Below are 23,048 nucleotides of genomic sequence, written 5' to 3'. Positions count from 1 at the left end.
AAGCAACCTAAGGGGGTAAAGAAAGGCTATGTAGCAACGTTTTGTGACTTTAAATCGACGTATTTATAAATTCACCAAAAATGACGTTCTTACAATAAAATTTATTTCCGCCTAATTGTATTATGAAGTATAACGCTTGGTCAGCAAGCCCATAGCCCATTTATATATGCCCTTTCCTAAAAAATCTTATTAGGACATATGCCTACGTGGCCTCTCTTTATTTATGTTAAACATCACAGTCAATTCTAGATATAAAAAAGTTGATACTATGAAAGCATCAACTTTTTATTGCATTAAATTAAACTTTTTATAAGGGTATCGATCATAACTGGCATTTCTTTAAAGGCACTATCCACATGTAATCTTTCTGTTTTTTGGTGCGCATCCTTACCAAATGGTCCTACATTTAAGACCGGCCCTTGTAAAGCGGTCATTTCTTTAAATGGAATACTATACGTATCCCCCCATACAGGTGTATTGCGTTCGAAGGCTAACCATTCATCTGATTCATCTGTATAGTTCACATAGCTTAAATCACAAATTCCATTAAAATAATGGATTTGCTCCACCTCAACATCGAATGTTTGCGCCGTTTTCTTCATTAATTCAATCGATTTTATAATAAGTGGATGATTGGATGAATTAATAGCTGGGTAATAAGGTGGGGCATATAACAGGACAGTAGCTGGTGCTAATTCCTGGCAACGTATCATAAGCTGATCAACGATGCGTATTGACTTTTCACGATCATCCCACGAACTATGCTGAAGAACTTGAGATTTGATAGAATCGACTTCGGCAGCTCCCAGTTTCCGGATGGCATGTTCTAAGAGAGCCTCATATCGTAGTACTTTGACTGTCCCAACACCTTGTACTTTTTCTCGTTTGCAAATTTGCACATATTGTTGATTACAAGCCGTCATTGCTTCGAATGCGACCTGTTCAAATATATCCATCACTTCTGCTGCTGTACGTTTTAATAAAAATACATTGTAAAGAGCCGCAGCTCGATATGGCGTTTGTGTAGAGTATTCCATTTTCAAATCTTTTAACTGTAAAGAGACTGGTAGTGGTGTGCTCTCTCCTAAATCTGTTTCGCGGAAAAGAGGATTCCACTCCATATGCTGCGTCATATAAGAAGCAATAAAATTGGCTGTCATTCCCTTTAAAGGTTCACCGACATGTGTTTCCTTCCCATAAAATAGTGCAGCGGGCATTATCTTACCGATTGTACCTGAATAAATATATTCATTCGTATCAGAAGGTCCTTGTGAAAAAGATGGTTCACTATTTAAAAATAATTGATACGTTAAATCATATTGTTCACGTATTCTTACAAGCTCTACTACAGCAGCTCTCATTCCCGCTGAATTTACTTCTTCATCGGGAACCGCTGTTAAAATCAGATTGATTGGCCATTGCTCGAAGCTTGCTTTTTCAATTAGCTGCATGTGTAATGCCAGTCCCATTTTCATATCCATTGTGCCACGACCAAACAAATAATTGCCTGATTCCAAATCCAATCTAGCAGCTTCTGGTAAATCCTTTTTGTACTTAGGCTCCATAAGCTTTTTAGTCAATTCCTCAGGGAAAACAGCTAGAGGCTCTAATTCTCCATATTCTTCAGTATGCACTGTATCAAAGTGACTAATTAGCACTACTGTGTCGGTTGCTGTAGGATGTTTATATAATGCCGTTACAGCGTTTCTTCCTAGACCTGCTTCATGCAATTCGATCAACTCAGGATGCTTATTAAAATATGGAAGCGCCATCAATTTATTTTTCAATTTATAGGCAAATTCATTTTCACCCTCTGTCAATGTTCTACTGTCCCAACTGACAATTTCACATAGCAGTGTTCGCAGTTTTTCTGGTGTATCCCACATATAATTATCCATAAAAATTCTCCTTTAAATCTCATTCGTTAAAGGTTTTTAACGAATATCTAATGACTCTTCATTTTTGGTATCTGTAGTAGCAATAGGTGCTTTTTTTAATTTCAATCGATAAAAAATCATACACGCAATAAAGAAGCCAATGCCATACAATAGGCCGATTCTTTGGGTTGGATCAAATGCTAAAAAAATCAAAATCACTAAACAAAAGAAAATACAAAATATTGGTATTAATGGAAATAAAGGTGTCTTAAACTTTAAATCAGCTAAATTTCCACCCGACTTAATATAACGATAGCGGAACATTAATTGAGAAGCACAAATCCCCATCCATGAAATTGTGACAGATATTCCTGCAACCGACATTAATAAAACAAATACCGCATCTGCTTCCATCACACTTGTTAGTAATGATAAGAGGGAGAAAACCATCGTAAAGATCAGTGCATTTAGAGGCACTTTATTTTTAGTAAGACGACCGAATAATTTTGGTGCCATTCCCTCATGGGACATCGAGAACAATAAACGAGTTGACGCATACAAGCATGAATTACCAACGGATAGAATCGCGGTTAAAATAACAAAATTCATGATACCAGCTGCATAGGGAACACCTGCTAAATTCATCAACGTCACAAATGGACTCTCCATAAGACCAAGCTCTGATGATGGGAAGATGGCCGACAACACAATAATAGAAGCAATATAAAAAACAATAATTCTAAAAAGTATTGTCCGAATAGCTCTTGGTATATTTTTTTCGGGATTTTCGGTTTCACCGGCTGCAATTCCCACAAGCTCTGACCCTTGATAAGAGAAAATAACATTCATCATCGTGACAAATATAATGGAAATACCTGCTGGGAATAAGCCAGACGGTGCTAAATTTGTGAGATGAGGTGTTGGACGATCTGCTAACGGTACCAAACCAAAAATAGCAGCCCCACCTATTATGATAAAGGCAATAACTGCGACTACTTTAATACTCGCAAACCAAAATTCTGCTTCAGCAAACCCCTTTGTAGTTAAAGCATTTAAGACAAATAAAAGAACCATAAATACTGCACACCATATCCAAATAGGGATATCTGGAAACCAATGTTGCATTAAAATTCCGGCGGCTGTAAACTCAACGCCCGCTGTCGCTGCTGAACCGACGAAGTACATCCAGCCTAATGAAAATCCGGCTGAAGGGCTGATGAAACGTGTAGCATATGTTTGAAAGGAACCGGTAACAGGCATGTAAACAGCTAATTCCCCTAGACAATTCATTACCATAAATAAAATTAACCCACCAAATAAATAACCAATAAGTGCTCCACCTGGACCCGCTTGATTAATGGTATAGCCTACATTTAAAAATAAACCTGTTCCGATAACTCCCCCAAGAGAAAGCATTAATAAGTGACGGCTTTTCATTGAACGGTTTAATTGTTGATTGTGAACTTGATCCCCTTTATCCAACATTCATCCATCCTTCCCATATATTGTGAATATATCGAATATTCTGATATACAAATAACGAAAGCACCCAACCAATTTATCTTTTTTAAATTGATTGGGTTCAAGTAGTTTTACTTAAAAACGTAATGATAAGCAGCTTAAGCCACCATCATGTTTTCTAAATTCAGACATTTCTAGTTCAATCGTTTGATAACCTAGATCGAGTAATTTACGATTTGTGTCTGGGTATCCTGCTGGAATAATAATATAATCATTGACTTGAATACAGTTAGCAGAATATTCATCTTCCTTTGGAATAATAATTTTTTCATAGGTTTCAAATGCCGGATGATCTACGAACTCACCAGCTAGCACCATACGATTGTCACCTACATAAGCAATACCAGTTTTTAAATGGAAGAAATCTTTTAATGGGATAATCGTCGCCTCATACCCCTCTTGTTCAACGATTTCCTTAAATTGTTGTGCCCCTTCTTTATTTGTACGGTCTGAAATTCCTACATAAAATTTCTTTTCAGCCTGTAATACGTCACCTCCATCAAGCGTTCCAGATCCTTTAATATAATAAATTTTATCGTAGAATTGCTTTACAGCAGGTTCGATATCTTCAATTTCACGGTTACGAGCAGCAGCTCCTGGATTTGAAATAATAGCAAATTCTGGTGTTAAAACAGCCGTATCCTCTACAAATGTTGAGTCAGGAAATGCCTCATTCGCTGGTAATTGAGTTACTTCAACCCCACACTTTTTTAAAGCTTCTACATACTTGTCATGCTGCTCATATAATTTCTCTAAAATCGGTTTTCCTAAATCACTAGTTGTTAAACCGTTTACAAAACTATTTCCTGGATTTTTAACAATAACATTTTTAAACATATTCTTTTCTCTCCTTTTATGCTCTTATTACAGGACAAGTCAGACATGTAGGCCCGCCTGTTCCTAACACAGAAATTTGATGACCTTTATATTCAAATACCGTTGCACCAGCTTCGATTAGTTGCTGTTTTGTGACCGTGTTTCCTTCAGGAATTACACAAACTCTAGGTGCAAGCGCTAACACATTACAGCCAAGTGTATCGTATTCATCCTTTGGCACTTCCACTAACTGAATACCTCTTTCCACCAGTAGTTGGCGGAAAAATACAGGCATTAAGTGGGAATGTACAACTGCTAAATCTTTATCAACCATACTAATGAAAGACATAAGATGTAAGCATTCAGCTTCACCTAAATCATGTGGTAGCTGTACCACTATAAATTCATCTACCATTTCAGCTGTCATTTCTTTTAGCTGACGAATGGCCTCATCATTTGTTCGATAACCTCTCCCAACAGCAAGTGTTCGATCATCTAACCAAACAATGTCTCCACCATCTGCTACTGCATCTCCAGTGAGTTCTCCGATTACGGAAATACCCCTGTCCTTTAAAAATTCTTTGTAGATGGAAGCTTCTGGCTGTCTTAATTTTTTTCCAGACTTTAATAAAATGGCACCCTTGGGCGTAAATTTGACTGGATCATGGGCATAAAGCGAGTCCAACCCTACCTCATCTGAAAGTGGTAGATAATCAATTGTGTCAACATACTTCTTAAGAATCTCAACAAATTCTGCATATTCCTTTAATGCTTCTTCAAAGTTGGGCTCAGATAAGTAGTTAAAAGTTTTCCATTCATCACTAAGATGTTTCTGACTTCGGAAGGCATCTTTTGGATGTTTTACTATTACGTGTTTTAAAGGTGTATACATCGACGAGCAATAATGCATTCCCTTCACTCCTTTTCCGTTTAGTGGAAAACGTTTCCGTTTAGAGGAAAGTTTATATGAAAAATATATGCGTTTTATGTTATACTGTCAATATATTTAGAAAACTTTTTATTTTTCATTTTCTTCTCAAACTACTCTTAGTATGCCTTGTTGTATTAAGTCTGAATTTTTCTAAATGGGTATACTCTTTCTTTTTGTATTAAGATCATTTATTCAATGAACTCATAGTCTGAGTAAGATTGGAACTAGACGTAGGTAGAGAATAAAAATAAAATAGGAGAAAAGGAGGTAGGACAAATGCAATTACTAGAGCGGGCTATGACTATTGCGAAGGTTTTAGCTTCTGAAGCAAATGGAAGTAGCTTGTCCATTTCGGAGCTTTCAACAAAATGTGATTTACCTCTAAGTACTTTACATAGAATTTTAAAAGCGATGATTAATCAAGGTATGATTGAGCAAGATGAACAAACTAAACATTATCGGCTCGGGACCATTTGGATGGAACTCGGTTTACAAGTCTATGATACGATGGATTATATTAGCAAAATCCGACCAGAGCTAGAGCGATTAGCAAGAGATGTTGAGGAAAGTGTCTATTTAAGTAAGCCAGCAGGTTTAGACACGATTATTATTGAAAGAATAGATAGCGCTGCCAATCCAATTCGTATTTATGACCAGCTGGGTATTCGTATACCGCTACATATTGGAGCAGCCAATAAAGCCATTCTCGCCTCTATGTCTGGCGCACAATCGAAAGAAATATTAGAACAGCTAGTAACGCAAGATGAAATGCCTGAACTGGAGGAGCAACTTCGTCAAATTCGACAACAGGGTTATGCGATTAGTCACGGAGAACGAACGGCTGGTACTTCTTCCATTGCCGTTTCCGTTTTAGATGGTTTTGGTGAAGTAATAGGAGCAGTAAGCATCGGTTTCGTCAGCTTTAATGTTTCTCAAGAGCACATTCAAACACTCATTGAACGTTTGGTTAATACCGGTAAACGCGTCTCACTGAAACTTGGTTATCGAGGAAAAGATTAGAACAACCGATTCCCTTAGAGCAAATCTATTTTGTTCATCAATTTTGCCTGTAAAGGTTTTTTTCTTGAAAGGTTATGTGAAAACTATTGCACTGAACGCCATCGTATGTTAAATTATTATGGTATGTGAAATACCGAACTGAAATATAATAATCTTTCAGCATCAACAGTAAGGAGGGAATACAACATGCCAAAACAATGTGTAATCACTGGACGTAAAGCTCGTACTGGTAACAACCGTTCCCACGCTATGAACGCTAACAAACGTACTTGGGGTGCTAACCTTCAAAAAGTTCGTATCTTAGTTGACGGTAAACCAAAACGTGTATGGGTTTCTGCTCGTGCATTAAAATCAGGTAAAATCGAGCGCGTTTAATCGACGCTTCTAAAAAATCGATTTCGCTTTGAGCGTAAATCGATTTTTTTCTTTGGTTATAGAATGATTACAGCAGTAAAAATCTACATATAGCAAAGAATGAAAAAATCCGACTACTTTTAGTCGGATTTTTTTACTTTCTTATCTTTTTTAAATAGGTTAATACACGTGCGCGTGATACTACTAACGAATTTCGGCAATTGGAACGTATATACTTTCAGGACTCTCTCCCCCTTACGCTAATCTATGCTTCTTATCATTAAACATATGCCTCTTGAGAAAGATATAGACCCTGAAGTTCCTATTATTTCATTACTTGTAAATCGGGATGTGCCTAAAGAAATTTCTTCTTTCGTTGTTTCATATTTTACTTGCCTTAATGTCACATCTTTTATCGGCTCTTCATGAGCAAAGAAAGATAAATATCGGTATCGGTTATCTGCATAAATAGCATGTGTACCTGGCAATAAAAATTGTAACATATTTGTATGATTAATAATCTTCAATACAATGTGTGGATGCTCTTTTTGTAAACGATATATAGATCGAACAGCTGCCTCATAATGATCTAGACGCCCTCCCGTAACACCTGTCAAAATAATTTCTTGTGGTGCATACGTAAATGCTTTAAGTAAGGCTAAATCCGTATCCGTTTCATTTTTCTCTTCCTGAAAACGTTGTTGATCATTTGTCCGCGCCATCACTAGCTGATATTCCTCTTCTGATAAAGAATCAAAATCTCCAACAATTGCATGTGGCGTAATCCCCTGCTCTATTAAATATAAAGCACCACGATCTGCGCCAATAAACACTACATCCTGTTGTTGTTGAAACGATGTGAATGAACACAGCTCTTGTTTTGGACCACCTGCACAAACAACGACTGTCGTCATCCGTTAATCGCTGCCTCACCAGCCGCTAAAATTTCTTGAAGCGCAGCTGTTCGATCCTCTTTACTATAGATGGCTGATCCTGCTACAAAAATTGTCGCCCCTGCCTGTGCACATGGAACAATCGTTTCAGCTGTAATGCCACCGTCAATTTCAATGGCGATGTCCAACCCACGCTCTTTAATCAATGTAGATAAAGTCTCGATTTTAGGCACAACCGAATGAATGAATTTTTGTCCGCCGAACCCTGGATTGACAGTCATTAATAATACCATATCGATATCTTCAAGAACATGCTGGATAGATTCTATCGGTGTATGTGGATTTAATACGACACCCGCCTTTATACCATACGAACGGATTAATTGAATTGTACGATGTAAGTGACGACAAGCTTCAACATGTACGGTAATATAGTCTGCTCCAGCTTGAGCAAACTGTTCAATATACTGATCTGGGTTTTCAATCATTAAATGCACATCTAATGGTAAATCCGTTAATGGACGGATAGCATCCAATACGATTGAGCCAAATGAAATATTCGGCACAAAATGACCATCCATCACATCAATATGAATTAGTTTTGCACCGGCTTGCTCTACTTCTCTTACTTCTTCTCCTAATTTTGCAAAATTCGCTGCTAAAATTGATGGTGCTATTTGTATCATCATTAATACCTCGGCTTTCGATCCATAATTTCTTGCATAAATTGTTCATAATGCTTGTAGCGGTAGTCACGAATTTCCCCTGTCTCTACGGACGCCTTGACTGCACATTTGGGCTCTTTCATATGTAAACAGCCTCTGAACTTACAATGATCCGCCACTCGAATCATTTCAGGAAAACAAGCGCCTAATTCTTCTTTCTCGATTTCATCAAAATCAAACGAACTGAATCCAGGCGTATCTGCCAATAAACCATCACAGACCTCAATTAGCTCAACGTGACGTGTCGTATGTTTTCCACGTCCTAGGCTCTGTGAGATAATACCTGTTTTTAAATTCAATTCAGGAATTAATGTATTTAGCAATGTTGATTTTCCAACACCAGATTGACCTGCTAGAACAGTTGTTTTCCCCTTTAAAATAGGCTGTAATCTTTCCACTAATTCTTCTTCATCTTTGTAAGTTTGAAGAACCGTATAGCCCATATTTTCGTAATCAGCGATATAACGCTGTAATTCCTCATGTTCGTCATTCTCTAATAAATCCATTTTTGTTAGACAAATAATAGGGTGTACATGGAATGATTCTAAAACAACTAAAAAGCGATCGAGTAATATAGTATTGAAATTAGGTTCTTTTACAGAAAAAACCAAAATACCTTGATCAATATTGGCAATTGGCGGCCGAACCAATTCATTTTGACGTTCTAAAATCTTTTGAATAGTGCCATCTGATCCTTCTGTTTCCAATGAATATTCTACAATATCACCTACAAGTGGGGATTCTCCGCGATTGCGAAAGACCCCACGTCCTCGACATTGAATAAGTCGATGACCATCATAAACATAATAATAACCGCTTAACGCTTTTCTTATTTGGCCTTGCGCCATCCAATTCCTCCTTAATTGACATCGTTATAATTAACTTTTTCTTCTAAGATGATTTCTGAGTCACGGATAATTCTATAACTCGCATCTTTGCCTTCTTCAATAACAAGCTGTATATTGTAAGGCGTATCATTTAAAATTTCCAACTCCGTAACTGGTTCAGAAAATGTATGATTTTTATCTTGTATTTCAATTCGAACTTTTTGAGGTATACCCTCTTCTTTAGGTTTATACTCAATGACTACGGGCTTAAGCAGAAGTTTTTCAGGCTTTTTAGCTGGTCCCTTACTAATTATAACCGAAATAACAGAACCTTCCTCCACCATAGTGCCTGCTTTTGTCAATTGCGAAATTACACTACCAGCAGGAATCGATTCATGATAGTCTTCACGAGATACCCGCCAGTTGAGACCTACTCTATTCACATAGTTATCCATATCCGCTTTCGAATAATTTTCAACATTTTCTACTCTGACCATTCGAACCCCTTGACTTACTTTAAAGGTAATCGTTTCCTCTTTCGCTACCACTTCCGTATCTGCCGGAATACTTTGCTCAATAATTCTGCCTTCAGGTTCACGAGAAGGAACTTCCTCTTTTCTTACCTCTTTATACTTTCCTTTTATTAGAGCCTCTACTTGACTATAATTTTGTCCAACATAATTATCAACAGTCGTCATTTCCACACCTAAACTAACAATTAGGTCAATCTCTGAGCCTTTTGCTCGCATCGAGTTTTTCTCTGGATCGGTTTCAATGACATGACCCTTTTCAATGTCTTCATGATTTCGCTCCTGATGCTCCTCACCAACAACAAATCCCTCTGCTTCTAATTTTTTTGTAGCTTCCTCTACAGTCAAATTTATTACATCCGGGACTGCCACTTTTTTCGGGCTAAATAAATCTGCTGCAAATATGAAGAATAAGAAGATGATAATTACCGCTATCAATAATCCAGCTAAAAACTTAGGCCATTTTTTCTTCTTTGCTTTAACAGGAGTAGGTTTTACTACAGTTTTTTTAGAGGGTGCCTGAGCTGGAGATTTATATTCCACAATAGGTTCAATAACCCTTGTTTTAGTTAAATCTTCATCTTTCTTTAGAGCTTCCTCTTTAATAATTGGAATGGCCTTTGTCACATCATTATCCACTGGAATAACAAACTTTGGTTCATTTATTCGGGAAGATGATAAGACGGTTTCCAAATCATCATACATTTCTTCCACTGTATTATAACGATGAGATGCATCTTTTGCTGTAGCCTTGAGCACCACATTTTCCAAGCTTTGTGGAATGGTTCCATCAAAGGCACGAACAGAAGGTGTTTCTGCTTGTAAATGCTTAAGTGCAATAGAAACAGCTGACTCCCCTGAAAAAGGTAATTCACCAGTTAATAATTCATACAATACAATACCCAGTGCATAAATGTCCGATTGACTTGTAGCCGTACCACCCCGAGCCTGCTCTGGTGATAAGTAATGCACTGTTCCTAGCACAGAATTCGTTTGAGTAAAGGATGTAGCGCTTAACGTCATGGCAATTCCAAAATCAGTTATTTTTACATTTCCCTCTGCATCCATCAAAATATTTTGTGGCTTAATATCACGGTGAATAATATGATTTTCATGGGCATTAGCAATAGCAGATGTTAATTGCTTCATAATATGCACACTTCTAGCTGGAGAAATTGGTGCAAATTCTTGTATGTACTGCTTTAACGTTTTTCCTTGAACATATTCCATCACAATATAGTGTAGATCCCCATCGTCACCTACATCATAAACACTAACAATATTAGGATGTGTAAGACTTGTGGCAGACAGTGCCTCACGTTGAAAACGTCGATGTAATTCATCCTCATTGGAAAAATCATAGCGTAATATTTTTATGGCCACATCACGATTTAAAATCATATCATGAGCTAAATAAACATTGGACATACCCCCGCCACCAATGAGTTCTAAAATCTTATAACGGTCACTAATTCTTTTACCTACCAGCATTCTTACACCTCCTCATCCTTTTTAGTTAGTAGCACGAGGGAGATATTATCTTCTCCCCCGCTGGCATTTGCTAATTCTACAAGTTTACGTCCTTTTTCCAATATAGGATCGGGATACGTAATGATTGAAGCCATTTCATAGACATTTAGTTTATTGCTTAATCCATCTGAACAAATGAGTAAATACGATTTTGGTGCCAACTCTACTTCATAGAAATCTGGTTCTATTGTTTCCTCTGTACCAACAGCTTTTAAGATGAAATTTTTCTTTGGATGCGTCAAAGCTTCCTCTTCACTAATTTCTCCATTTTCAACCAGTACATTAACATAAGAATGATCTCTTGTTATTTGTTGTGCACCATCTTCAAAGAAATAATACACACGACTATCTCCAACATGTGCAATGAAACAATGATGTTCTTCTATTAACACTGCAATAAACGTCGTGCCCATTCCTTTACAGTCTTCGTGTGATAAAGAATAGTCATAAATATTTTTATTCAATTGCTTTACTGTTTGTAATAACCATTCTTTCTTTGATGTTGTTGATACAAAATGATGTGCGTCTGCTTGTAAAAAAAAGGTCTCCATCTGTTTTATTGCCATATCACTTGCTACATCTCCAGCATTATGACCACCCATGCCGTCCGCCACAAGTGCTAGTGCAAGCCCGTCAGGACGTTTAAATAATGCAGCACGGTCTTCATTAATTGATCGTTTTAAACCAATATCACTTTCGACTGTGTATTCCAACACTGGTCACCTCGTTTCTTCAGATCTCTCTTGCGCACGTAATTGACCACACGCAGCTGCAATATCAGAACCTTGCTCTCGGCGGATCGTTACGTTTATCCCATTTTTCTTTAATGTTTTTTCAAACGCAAAAATTTGGCTACGAGACGTACGAACATAGTCACGTTCTGGTACGTAGTTAACAGGAATTAAGTTTACGTGACATTTAATTCCTTTAATTAAAGCAGAAAGCTCTTCTGCAATTTCTACTGAATCATTTTCGCCAGACATTAATCCATATTCAAAACTTACACGTCTGCCCGTCTTTTTAGTATAGTAACGAACGGCTTCCATTAACTCTTCTAATTTATAGGCACGCGCAATTGGCATAAGCTTTTGACGAGCCTCTTGATTTGGTGCATGTAAAGATACAGCAAAGTTAATTTGTAGTTGTTCATCAGCAAATTGATAAATTTTTGGAACGATACCTGATGTGGATACAGTAATGTGACGCGCTCCAATATTTAATCCTTTTTCATGATTAATCACTTTTAAGAAGTTCATCATTGCATCATAATTATCGAAAGGTTCTCCAATACCCATAATAACAATATGTGAAACTCGTTCACTTACTTCATCCAACGTTTGCTGCACTTTTACAACTTGCTCTACAATTTCCCCAGCCAATAAATGTCGTTTCAAGCCACCTAAAGTTGAGGCACAAAATGTACATCCAATACGGCATCCCACCTGTGTTGTCACACAAACAGAGTTTCCATATTCATGGCGCATTAATACTGTTTCTATAGAGTAACCATCTTGCAATTGGAATAAAAACTTAATAGTACCATCTTTAGACTCTTGCTTGATAATTGTTGACAGGGTAGATAATGCAAAATTTGCAGTTAGCTTGTCCCGTAGTCCCTTTGACAGGTTTGACATTTCTTCAAATGTCTTAACACGTTTATTATATAACCAGTCAAAAATCTGCGCTGCACGGAAAGGCTTTTCTCCATTTTCCTTTAACCAATCTTCTAATTGATGTGGCTGGAATGAATAAATCGATTCCTTTAAATTTGGTTTTTCCTTTTTCGCACGTCGAACTGGCTTTTCTTCTGCCTCTTCAACTAAATCGTTGATACGTTCATTAAATTTCTTTTGATCCACCATTAGTTGGATTCTCCTTTTTTACGAAAGGCGGCAACGAAGAAACCGTCACTGCCAAAGTCTTGTGGAAAGACTTGAAGCATGCCATTAGCTTGCTTTTCCGCTAATTTTGTTGGTAAAGATTCTAGTTGTATCGCTTCCATTTCTGGATGCGTTGCTAAAAAGGCTTTTACTGTGCCTTCATTTTCTTGTTTATCGACTGTACACGTACTGTACACAAGCTTACCCTCTATCTTCAATACTTTTGTCGCTGCATCTAATAATGCTAGTTGGATTGTTTGAAGATTTTCTAAATCTTCTTCTCGCTTCGTATATTTAATATCTGGCTTACGTCGCATAACCCCTAGTCCACTGCATGGTGCATCCACTAAAATGGCATCATACGACTCTGCTTGTAAAAATTCAGGTGCTTTGCGACCGTCAATTGGGGCTGTTTCAATAATATCTAGCCCTAGACGTTCTGTATTATGGTCGATTAGATCTAATTTATGTGGATGAAGGTCTGTTGCTAAAATAGAGCCTTCATTTTTCATAATTTCAGCTAAATGCGTTGTTTTACCACCTGGTGCTGCACACATATCCAAGACACGCATACCAGGAGATGGATTTAGAACATTGGCTGGGATCATTGAACTCTCATCTTGAATAGTAATATGCCCCTCTTTAAATGCATGGGTACGAGCAGGTTGACCATTTGTTAAGTGTAGACATTCTGGGATTACATCGCTTTGCTTTGCTGTTAAACCTTCCGCTTCAAGTTCCGCTATCGCTTGCTCAACAGTTACCTTTGTTCTATTGACACGTACAGTTTGCATAGGGGGTACATTATTTTCATGTAACATTCCTGTAGCTACCTCTAGACCGTAATTATCAACAAAACGTTGTACTAGCCAAATCGGATGACTTGTTTCAATAGCCAGACGCTCTATTGGATTTTCTATATCAGTTATAGCAGGTACACCTTGACGCAAGACAGATCTTAAAATACCATTGACCGTCGAAGCAATACCACGATGCCCTCGGCGCTTCGCAATTTCTACTGCCTCATTAACAGCAGCATGCGCTGGGATACGCGTTAAATATTGCATTTGATATAAAGATATTCGTAATAACCAACGAACCCAATGATCTATAGAACCACGGATAAAAGGCTCTAAGTAATAATCAAGTGTCATTTTATGTTGCAATGTACCATATGTTAATTCTGTTAATAAAGCGCGATCCTTCGCCTCTATCTTATGTCGTTTAATGGTTTCATTGAGAAGTAAATTGCTATAGGCTTGATTTTTATCGACGGCTAACAGAATAGATAGTGCGGCGTCTCGCACATTTCCATCCCAAATAACTACACTTTTTTTACTCATTTAAATTGGTCCCCAATCTGTAATTTAGAACCTGTACCACGTAAATATTCCTCAGCTGTCATGCGCTTTTTACCTGCAGGTTGTACATCATATAATGCTAGTGTTGTCCCATTGCCTGCCGCCACTTCAAAATGGTCTTTCGCAATTGCAACAACAGTACCAGGAATAGTATCATGCTTGCTTTTGCCTATAGTCGCCCACCATAATTTGAAATTACCATCTTCAAAAGTGGTATAAGCTACAGGCCATGGATGAAGCCCGCGTACTTGATTGTAAAGAGTTGTGGCGTCATTTGTCCAATCAATACGTTCCTGTTCTCTCGAAATATTGCTCGCAAAGGTAACTTGCGTTTCATCTTGCACTGTACGGTTATTTGTTCCATTAATAATAGATGGAAGTGTGTCCTTTAGTAAATCTCGACCAACCATACTTAGCTTATCAAAAACTCTACCCGTATGATCATCTAATTCAATAGGGATAGCTCTTTGTGAAATAATATCACCTGCATCAAGCTTTTCTGCCATATACATGATTGTGACGCCAGTTTCTTTTTCACCATCTATAATAGATTGGTGTATAGGAGCGCCTCCACGATATTTTGGTAATAATGAAGCATGGACATTAATACAGCCAAGTGAAGGAGCATCCAAAAGTTCTTTCGGTAATATTTGTCCAAATGCAGCGGTAATGACTATATCTGGCTGTAACGAAAGAATTTGTTGTAGCTCCTCAGATCCACGTAGCTTTTCTGGTTGGATAATAGGTAATCCTAGCTCTAATGCTGCTGCCTTAACAGGTGGTGGTGTCAATACACGTTTACGTCCAACTGGTCGATCAGGTTGTGTCACCACTGCTTTAATATCGTACCCTTCTTCATGTAGCATACGCAAAATGGGTGCAGAGAAGTCTGGTGTCCCCATAAAAATAATCGAAGTCATTTTATTCCTCCTCTTCTGCGTACATTTCTTCAAGTTCTTCTGCTGTTAGAACACGTTTAATTTTTGAATCAAATAGCACGCCATCTAAATGATCAATTTCATGTAAAATTGCTCTAGCATCAAAGCCCCCTGCTTCTAATTCATAGACACGTCCTTCACGGTCACATGCTTCAATTTTTACATAGCTAGGACGTTCTACCTCGCCATATAATCCTGGGAAACTCAAGCAACCTTCAATATCTATTTCTGCACCATCCGTTTCAATAACAGTTGGATTAACCATTTCTAAAATATCGCGTTCCTCACCCAATTCTACAATCGCTACTCGTAACCCTATATCAATTTGTGGTGCTGCAATGCCGACACCATCATATTCCACCATTGTGTCATATAAGTCATCCAGTAATGTAATGAGTTCATCGTTTATTTCTGTTACTTCTGCACATGGTGTTGAAAGTACTTGTGCTGGGTGTTCGATTACTTTTTTTATTGCCATTTTTATGTCCTCATTTCTGCTTTTAGCTAGAACCATACCATTTTATTTATTATATGGTCATATGCTCGTAAAACTGTATTTATACTCTTATATAGTAGACGGATCTAAATCTACCGTCATTAATATTCCTTGTTTGATCCAATCTGCTCGATACATGGCGAGCAGACGCTGTAATACCGGAATAAGATTTGGTTCAATTTTATATTTTATCAAACATTGATAACGATATCTATTTTGGAGTCGAGCAATACTTGCAGTCGTTGGGCCAATAATAGCTGCTTGATTCGATAAATTTCCACGGAGCCAATCCGCCATACGTCCTGCATATTCAGCAGCCATCATAACATCCTCGTGAGAAATCTGAACAAGTGCCACATAATAATATGGAGGGTAACTGGAACGACGACGTAAAAACATCTCTCGCTCATAAAATGGCTCATAGTCCTGCGTTTTAGCTAATTCAATTGCATAATGCTCAGGTGTATAGGTCTGAATAATTACCTCTCCGGGTTTATCATGTCTTCCTGCCCTCCCACTTACCTGTGTTAATAGCTGAAATGTACGTTCTGCTGCACGATAATCTGGTAAATGTAAGGAGGTGTCGGCGCTAAGTACTCCTACAAGCGTAATATTCGGAAAATCCAGCCCTTTTGCAATCATCTGCGTGCCAAGTAAAATATCTGCGTGCCCTTCTCCAAAAGCAGCTAATATTTCTTCATGTGCACCTTTATGCTTTGTCGTATCTACATCCATACGTAATACTCTTGCTTCTGGGAACAGCTTATATATTTCTTCTTCCACCTTTTGTGTACCAGTACCAAAATAACGAATATGATCACTTTGACATTGTGGACATATTTGAGGAACATGTTCCTCATAACCGCAGTAATGACATTTCAATTTTTCAGTTGTACGATGATAGGTTAAAGAAATATCACAGTTGGGGCATTGTACAACTGTCCCACAATCCCGACAGAGGACAAAAGACGAGTAGCCACGACGATTTAAAAACAACACCATTTGCTCTTTTTTCTCTAATCTTACACGGATTGCTTCTATAAGGGATTGCGAAAACATGGATCGATTTCCTTGTCGAAGCTCCTCACGCATATCTGAAATAAAAACGGTTGGTAATGACTGATGTAAGGCTCTCATTTTTAAGGAAAGTAAGGTATAAACACCCTTTTTAGCTCTTGCAAAAGATTCTAAACCTGGTGTAGCACTACCCAAAATAACAGGGCAATTATAATATTCACTACGCCAAATAGCTACATCTCTTGCATGGTAACGTGGTGAGTCTTCTTGCTTATACGTTGACTCATGCTCTTCATCTAAAATAATAAGGCCAATATTTGTAAAGGGGGCAAATATTGCTGAACGAGCACCAACGACTACTCTCACTTTCCCTTGTTGGATCTTGCGCCATTCATCATACTTCTCGCCCACAGACAATCCGCTATGCATAACCGCAACCATCTCTCCAAAACGACTGCGGAATCGCTCTGTCATTTGAGGTGTTAAAGAGATTTCAGGTACGAGCATAATAGCTTCTTTGCCTTCGTTCAATACTTTTTGTATTGCCTGCAAATATACCTCTGTCTTGCCACTCCCTGTTACACCATGCAATAAAAACGTTTGCGCTTGTTGCTCCTCCATAGCCACGGTAATGGCTTGTAAAGCAATTTGCTGTTCATCTGTTAATTGTAAGGCCTGCGTACGTGAAACTTCTTTCGTAAATGGGTCACGGTATACTTCTTCTTGAATAAACTGTGCCGCACCTTTGTCAATAACGCTCTCTAAAACAGAAGAAGAGACTCCTGCCTTCTCACAAATTTGCTGAGGTGACAAAACTTCACCTAAATGCTGCCTCATCCATTCTAGTAATAGACGTTGTTTCACAGCTCGAGTTGATTGCTTTAACGCTTTTTCAATAACGTTAGGCTCATCTATAATTTTCACCATTCGTATTTCTTTTACATGACCCTGTTGTTTCACAACATTATCAATAGTCACCTTATTTTGTGCGACTAATTGCTTTAATAAAGGCAGTAAACCTGCACGTTCAAATTCTTTAAAATTAGCTTTTTGTCGTTTACCAAAAATCACTTGTACTTCACTCGGGATATTTTGATCTTCGGTTAGCTTTATAATTTTTTCATATTTCGCACGTAATGCTGAAGGTAACATTACTTGTAAAGCATCTATTTCATAGCAAATCGTTTGATTCTTCAACCACTTTGCCATTTGTAGCATTTCATCAGTTAGTACCGGCTCCATATCTAAAATTTGAGCGATTGATTTTAATTTATTGAGGGGCACGTCTGTTTCAGTTTTTAATCCCACTACAAAGCCTAAAACATTTCTAGGACCAAATTGCACTTTTACACGACAGCCCATTTCTATTACATTTATCCATTCAGGTGGTACTTGATAATCGAAAGGACGATCAACATGGTAGGTCGAGACGTCTACAATGACTTCCGCTATTAATAAGCTCATTGTTCCTCACCCTTTAGTATTTGAGCCCATAAAGTTCGGGCAAAGTGCTGTGGATTAGTTGTAGCTATGATCTGCTCATTTATTTGAGCTTCCTCACTAAAGTCAATCCAACGCTCCGATTCAATGTTAAGCATAGGTTCGCCAAGCACTTCTTGTCCAAATGTGACAGCCTTGATACCCTCTACTGAAATAAGCGGTGTTTTCTCCATTGTCGGTACATTAGCTGCATGAATGAAGAGAACTTCTGGGTCCTGATTTTTATAGTTTTCAAGCTGTTGCATAAAATCATTCAAACTACTATTTTCTATTTGAATCACATGCGCGCCTAGGGTCCTCGCCTCATTAGCCAATGCCTGTCCAATGACACCATTCGCTTGTGGTCTAATCATATGCTTTTCATCTAACGGTACATGCAAGGCACCAACTGTTACTACAACCGTTTTATTTGTAAGTGGTTTTGGTGTCACTGTCGCCGAAAAAAAATCCTGTACAATAGCTGTTATTTTTTCAGGCTCCTCCAAGCGCCCCTTCCCTACATAACCACATGCTAAAAATCCTTCTGAAGGCTCGATAAATTGGTAGCCATCTGCTGCTAATCTATCTAAGTTACGCTTTACTGCTGGATGGTCATACATATGTACATTCATAGCTGGGGCTATCCACACAGGCGCAGTAGTAGCAAGTAAGGTTGTTGATACCATATCATCCGCAATTCCATTGGCCAATTTCCCAATCATATTGGCAGTTGCTGGCGCCACTAAAATCAAATCAGCCCAATCCGCTAAATCAATATGGGCAATCACACTTGAATCTTTTTCATCAAACGTGTCAAAATAAACATCATTTTTGGACATCACTTGAAAGCTTAATGGATTCACAAACTGTCTAGCAGAGGCAGTCATTATCACTTTTACGTTCGCCCCTGCTTGTGATAGCTTGCTAACTAGAGCAACAGCTTTATATACGGCAATCCCGCCTGAAACACATAGTAAAATATTTTTATTCATGCTAGGTGTCTTCCCTTCAAATGATAAGCTCCCAAAGGATGATTCCCTGGGAGCTCTCGGCATTCTGTATAATCAAATCAACTGCTGACTAACTTGAAGTTAGATTTCGTCTTCGTACACAGTTGACTCATCCTGTGATACTTTCGTAAGTACACCTGCCGCTACTTCTTCAAGTGCTTTTCCTACATATTTATGAGATACGTACTTGTGTAAACGTTCTGTATTTTGCTCTTCTTGCATTTGACGAGCACGTTTTGAAGCAAGGCTCACTAGTGAATATTTTGAATCGATTTCTTTTTTTAAAGCATCTACTGATGGGTATAACATTGTTTATTCTCCTCTCAACATTGACAAATATCTTTTTTCAACACGTTCTCTACGGCAATGCTCTGCTTTAATAATCGCATTAATACGATCACAGGCATTTGTCACTTCATCATTCTCTACAACAAAATCGTATAAGCTCATCATTTCAAGCTCTTCACTTGCTGTAGCAATGCGTTTTGCTATGATGTCCTCTGTTTCCGTCCCACGTCCAACTAAACGATCTTTTAGTTCAGTTAAACTTGGAGGGGCTAAGAAAATAAATAAGGCATCTGGTGCTTTTTTACGAATCTGCGCTGCACCCTGTACTTCTATTTCTAAAAACACATCGCGACCTGCATCCAGTGTTTCATTCACGTAGGCTAGTGGTGTACCATAGTAGTTTCCTACAAATTCAGCATGCTCTAATAAGCCACCCTGTTCAATTAACGTTTCAAAGTCTTCACGTTTCTTGAAAAAATAGTCTACACCATCGATTTCACCTTCGCGAGGATTTCGTGTCGTCATCGAGATGGAATACTCATAATTCGTATTCGGCTGAGAAAATAATTCTTTTCGCACTGTCCCTTTACCTACACCAGATGGGCCAGACAGAACAATTAATAATCCACGTTCTTTTATCATTTATTCTCTATATCTCCCTTAATTTATAACAGACACGTGCAAGTTATTCGATATTTTGAACTTGCTCACGCATCTTTTCTAAAATTGTTTTCGCCTGAACAACAGCAACCGCTGCTTCTGTAGATTGATTTTTTGAACCAATCGTATTGATTTCACGATGAATCTCCTGCATTAAAAAGTCTAATTTTCGTCCGACTGAAATCGTTTCATGTAACGTTTCTTCCAATTGATTAAAATGACTATCCAACCTGTCTAATTCCTCGGAAATGTCAACGCGTTCTGCAAAAATCGCTACTTCTGCTAGTAAACGGTCATCTAACAAAGTTCCATCTGCAACTTCTGCAATCCGTTCTACTAATCGTGTACGATATTTTTCAACAGCTAGAGATGAACATGAACGTATTTGGTTCACTTGTTCTTTTAACTGTTCCCTATATTGTACAACAACTTCCTGCAATTCTTGCCCCTCACGCTCACGCATAAGTACGAGCTGTTTTATCGCCTGTGAAATCGCTTGTTCAACAGCACTAAGCAAATCCTCAGGTGTTAATTGTGGTTTTTGCTGTACGAGTGCTTGCTCTAACGATAAAAGCTCCTGCATCGTCCATTTTTCTTCTAGTGGTACTTTACTTGCTAATTGCTCTTTTGCCTTACGATACGCTTCAATTAATGACCAATTAATCTCGATAGATTGCTCTACATTTTCTAAATCCTTCACATATACCATCACATCAATTTTGCCGCGTGACAAAGCTTGAGAAATAAATTTCTTTGCAAAAATTTCAGCTTCAAGCCATTCTTTCGGAAATTTAGCGTTAATTTCTAAAAAGCGATGGTTGACCGAGCGCATTTCTACGGTTAATTGAAAGTCTCTAGTTGTTGTGACACCTCTGCCAAAACCAGTCATACTACGCACCAAGGTTCGTCACACCTTTCTTTGCATACTGGGAATATTATAACATAAGCTTTATCGAATATGACGAATCTCCAAAAAAAATTGGATCGAATAAGAGCTAATTCTACCACAATTGAAGCTATATTTTAATATTCGCCTAAAAAATGCTATGATAAACATACAATTAGTGCTTTGCGGAAGCTTAGAAATAGCAAAATGCAAATGCAACAAGAAAAAATACGAAAGTACCAAGATGCTTGTTATCATTGGGAAGAGGAATTCATATGGCATTTGACGGCTTATTTACTTATTCAATAACAGCCGACCTACAACAGCTTGTTACAGGTCGAATTACTAAAATACATCAACCTAACGCTCAAGAGGTGGTTTTACATGTTCGTGCAAATGGGAAAAATCATAAATTGCTTTTTTCTATTCATTCTTCTTATGCGCGAATGCATCTTACGGAACAAACGATTGAAAATCCAGCAGAACCTCCTATGTTTTGTATGCTGCTGCGCAAGCATTTAGAGGGTGGTTTTATTTCCTCCGTTAAACAGCTTGGTTTTGACCGTATTATAATAGTAGAAATCGAAAGTAAAAATGAAATTGGCGACCCTATTGTTAGACAACTACATGCTGAAATTATGGGTAGACATAGTAATCTACTTTTAATTGATAAAGAGCAAGGTAAAATTGTTGATAGTTTAAAGCACTTGCCACCATCTGTAAATAGTTTTCGTACTGTATTACCTGGTCAGCCTTACTTAGCCCCACCAACACAAAATAAATGGAATCCTCTATTAGTTACAGATGAAGAGCTAGCAACATTTTTTGCGGAAACTAAAAATGCCAAAGATGTTGTGACACAATTTACTGGATTTTCACCTCTTCATGCTGAGGAATTATTGTACCGCATGACATCAACATCAAATCGAGTACAATGTTTTAAACAATTTATAGCAAGCTTTGCTAATGGTGGAACGAGCCCAATGTATGTATTGGCTAATCACAAAACTTACTTCTCACCAATTGAATTAACCCACTTACATGGAGATATGACAGTTTATCCGAATGTACACGAACTTCTTGATCGAGTATTCTTTGCACGTGCGGAGCGGGACCGTGTCAAGCAGCAAGCAGGTGATTTAGAAAGATGGCTACAAAATGAAATTGATAAACTTGCTTTAAAAACGAAAAAGCTAACAAAGGACTTTGAGCGCGCCTCAAAGCTCGATCAATTTCAGTTATATGGTGAACTGTTAATGGCTAATATCTACTCCTTTGAAAAGGGCGTCAAGGAAGTAACGGTCATCAATTACTACAGCGAAAATAGCGAAGAGATTACAATCCCCGTCAGTGAACGTAAAACACCTATAGAAAATGCTCAAGGCTATTATACGAAGTATACTAAGGCCAAAAATGCATTAATTATGGTGCAACAACAACTTGAAAAAACAAAAGAAGAAATTACTTACTTTGAAATGCTGGCACAACAAGTGCAACAAGCATCACCAGGGGATATTGAAGAAATTCGCGAAGAACTAGCCGAACAGGGCTACTTAAAGCTACGCCATTCTAAGAAAAAGAAAAAGCCTGTGAAACCTGAACCCGAACGCTATATTTCTTCCACAGGTATTACCATCTCTGTCGGCAAGAACAACAAGCAAAATGATATGTTGACATTTAAAATTGCAAAACGCACAGATATCTGGTTACACACGAAGGATATCCCAGGCTCTCATGTTGTCATCCATTCTAGTGAACCCGATGAAACAACTCTACGTGAAGCAGCCACATTAGCTGCTTATTTTTCAAAGGCAAGAGAGTCTTCTTCTGTTCCAGTCGATTATACAGACATTCGTCAGGTCAAGAAACCAAATGGGGCAAAACCCGGTTTTGTGATTTACTTCGAACAAAAAACTTTGTATATCGATCCAAATGAGGCACTCATATTACAATTAAAAAAGCAGTCGTAAAGATAGAGACCGAGATAATTTTTCTCGGTTTTTTCTTTT

Annotated in this window: 21 protein-coding genes and 1 pseudogene; 3 read left to right on the top strand and 19 right to left on the bottom strand. The window is 38.0% G+C overall.

Translation table 11 applies throughout. The features are described from left to right. Positions 1–293: 293 nt before the first annotated feature. The 4 genes from MKY88_RS05175 to MKY88_RS05160 form a co-directional block, all read right to left on the bottom strand. On the bottom strand, positions 294–1,898 hold the full coding sequence (locus MKY88_RS05175; protein WP_193831155.1) for a M20/M25/M40 family metallo-hydrolase: 1,605 nt from the start codon (positions 1,896–1,898) through the stop codon (positions 294–296). 36 nt (positions 1,899–1,934) lie between these two features. After that, positions 1,935–3,362 (bottom strand): amino acid permease, encoded by a 1,428-nt coding sequence (locus MKY88_RS05170; protein ID WP_193831154.1) that lies wholly within the window; start codon positions 3,360–3,362, stop codon positions 1,935–1,937. A gap of 111 nt (positions 3,363–3,473) precedes the next feature. After that, on the bottom strand, positions 3,474–4,235 hold the full coding sequence (locus tag MKY88_RS05165) for a dimethylarginine dimethylaminohydrolase family protein (protein WP_193831153.1): 762 nt from the start codon (positions 4,233–4,235) through the stop codon (positions 3,474–3,476). Between the two features lie 16 nt (positions 4,236–4,251). Beyond that, positions 4,252–5,124, bottom strand: coding sequence for a dimethylarginine dimethylaminohydrolase family protein (locus tag MKY88_RS05160; protein ID WP_340813122.1), 873 nt, complete (start codon positions 5,122–5,124; stop codon positions 4,252–4,254). Between the two features lie 297 nt (positions 5,125–5,421). On the opposite strand from MKY88_RS05160, the gene MKY88_RS05155 reads away from it, so the two are divergent. Next, positions 5,422–6,165, top strand: a complete 744-nt coding sequence (locus MKY88_RS05155; RefSeq protein ID WP_258267945.1) for an IclR family transcriptional regulator — start codon at positions 5,422–5,424, stop codon at positions 6,163–6,165. A gap of 186 nt (positions 6,166–6,351) precedes the next feature. Then, a complete protein-coding gene (gene rpmB, locus MKY88_RS05150; protein WP_004227417.1) occupies positions 6,352–6,540 on the top strand; it encodes a 50S ribosomal protein L28 in 189 nt (62 codons plus the stop codon). Positions 6,541–6,659: 119 nt separating this feature from the next. Here the strand turns inward: rpmB and spoVM are convergent, their stop codons facing one another. The 15 genes and pseudogenes from spoVM to MKY88_RS05075 form a co-directional block, all read right to left on the bottom strand. Then, on the bottom strand, positions 6,660–6,761 hold the full coding sequence (gene spoVM, locus MKY88_RS05145) for a stage V sporulation protein SpoVM (RefSeq protein WP_099805045.1): 102 nt from the start codon (positions 6,759–6,761) through the stop codon (positions 6,660–6,662). A gap of 18 nt (positions 6,762–6,779) precedes the next feature. After that, complete coding sequence (locus MKY88_RS05140) at positions 6,780–7,433, bottom strand: thiamine diphosphokinase (RefSeq protein ID WP_193831151.1); 654 nt, start codon at positions 7,431–7,433, stop codon at positions 6,780–6,782. Continuing rightward, on the bottom strand, positions 7,430–8,098 hold the full coding sequence (gene rpe / locus MKY88_RS05135) for a ribulose-phosphate 3-epimerase (RefSeq protein ID WP_291760529.1): 669 nt from the start codon (positions 8,096–8,098) through the stop codon (positions 7,430–7,432). Before rpe ends, MKY88_RS05140 begins: the two co-directional genes overlap by 4 nt. Before the next feature lie 2 nt (positions 8,099–8,100). Further along, positions 8,101–8,985: a ribosome small subunit-dependent GTPase A gene (gene rsgA / locus MKY88_RS05130; RefSeq protein ID WP_258267943.1), complete on the bottom strand. Its 885-nt coding sequence runs from the start codon at positions 8,983–8,985 to the stop codon at positions 8,101–8,103. A gap of 11 nt (positions 8,986–8,996) precedes the next feature. Beyond that, a complete protein-coding gene (gene pknB / locus MKY88_RS05125; protein ID WP_340813119.1) occupies positions 8,997–10,985 on the bottom strand; it encodes a Stk1 family PASTA domain-containing Ser/Thr kinase in 1,989 nt (662 codons plus the stop codon). 2 nt (positions 10,986–10,987) lie between these two features. Further along, positions 10,988–11,737 (bottom strand): Stp1/IreP family PP2C-type Ser/Thr phosphatase, encoded by a 750-nt coding sequence (locus MKY88_RS05120; RefSeq protein WP_193833598.1) that lies wholly within the window; start codon positions 11,735–11,737, stop codon positions 10,988–10,990. Positions 11,738–11,743: 6 nt separating this feature from the next. Then, the gene (gene rlmN / locus MKY88_RS05115; RefSeq protein ID WP_083244613.1) at positions 11,744–12,886 is read right to left on the bottom strand and encodes a 23S rRNA (adenine(2503)-C(2))-methyltransferase RlmN; all 1,143 of its coding nucleotides are present in this window, start codon (positions 12,884–12,886) and stop codon (positions 11,744–11,746) included. After that, entirely contained in the window at positions 12,886–14,247 is a 1,362-nt protein-coding gene (gene rsmB / locus MKY88_RS05110) for a 16S rRNA (cytosine(967)-C(5))-methyltransferase RsmB (protein ID WP_069480314.1), read from the bottom strand. The genes rlmN and rsmB overlap by 1 nt, the downstream gene beginning before the upstream one ends. After that, the gene (gene fmt, locus MKY88_RS05105; protein ID WP_340813118.1) at positions 14,244–15,185 is read right to left on the bottom strand and encodes a methionyl-tRNA formyltransferase; all 942 of its coding nucleotides are present in this window, start codon (positions 15,183–15,185) and stop codon (positions 14,244–14,246) included. The genes rsmB and fmt overlap by 4 nt, the downstream gene beginning before the upstream one ends. A gap of 1 nt (position 15,186) precedes the next feature. Beyond that, positions 15,187–15,681, bottom strand: a complete 495-nt coding sequence (gene def / locus MKY88_RS05100; protein ID WP_340813117.1) for a peptide deformylase — start codon at positions 15,679–15,681, stop codon at positions 15,187–15,189. Between the two features lie 87 nt (positions 15,682–15,768). Next, complete coding sequence (priA, locus tag MKY88_RS05095; RefSeq protein ID WP_340813116.1) at positions 15,769–18,180, bottom strand: primosomal protein N'; 2,412 nt, start codon at positions 18,178–18,180, stop codon at positions 15,769–15,771. Between the two features lie 305 nt (positions 18,181–18,485). After that, a pseudogene (coaBC, locus tag MKY88_RS05090) lies at positions 18,486–19,187 on the bottom strand (bifunctional phosphopantothenoylcysteine decarboxylase/phosphopantothenate--cysteine ligase CoaBC); the annotation flags it as partial. A 99-nt stretch (positions 19,188–19,286) separates the two neighbouring features. Continuing rightward, complete coding sequence (rpoZ, locus tag MKY88_RS05085; RefSeq protein WP_008173785.1) at positions 19,287–19,514, bottom strand: DNA-directed RNA polymerase subunit omega; 228 nt, start codon at positions 19,512–19,514, stop codon at positions 19,287–19,289. Positions 19,515–19,517: 3 nt separating this feature from the next. Next, positions 19,518–20,135, bottom strand: coding sequence for a guanylate kinase (gene gmk, locus MKY88_RS05080; protein WP_193831144.1), 618 nt, complete (start codon positions 20,133–20,135; stop codon positions 19,518–19,520). A 43-nt stretch (positions 20,136–20,178) separates the two neighbouring features. Further along, positions 20,179–21,054, bottom strand: coding sequence for a YicC/YloC family endoribonuclease (locus MKY88_RS05075; RefSeq protein ID WP_193831143.1), 876 nt, complete (start codon positions 21,052–21,054; stop codon positions 20,179–20,181). A 260-nt stretch (positions 21,055–21,314) separates the two neighbouring features. Between MKY88_RS05075 and MKY88_RS05070 the strand changes: the two genes are divergently transcribed. Next, on the top strand, positions 21,315–23,009 hold the full coding sequence (locus MKY88_RS05070) for an Rqc2 family fibronectin-binding protein (RefSeq protein WP_340813113.1): 1,695 nt from the start codon (positions 21,315–21,317) through the stop codon (positions 23,007–23,009). Positions 23,010–23,048 lie beyond the last annotated feature (39 nt).

It is taken from the genome of Lysinibacillus sp. FSL R7-0073, from assembly GCF_038009065.1.
Taxonomy (GTDB): domain Bacteria; phylum Bacillota; class Bacilli; order Bacillales_A; family Planococcaceae; genus Lysinibacillus; species Lysinibacillus fusiformis.
This window is presented reverse-complemented; position numbering and strand designations above follow the sequence as displayed.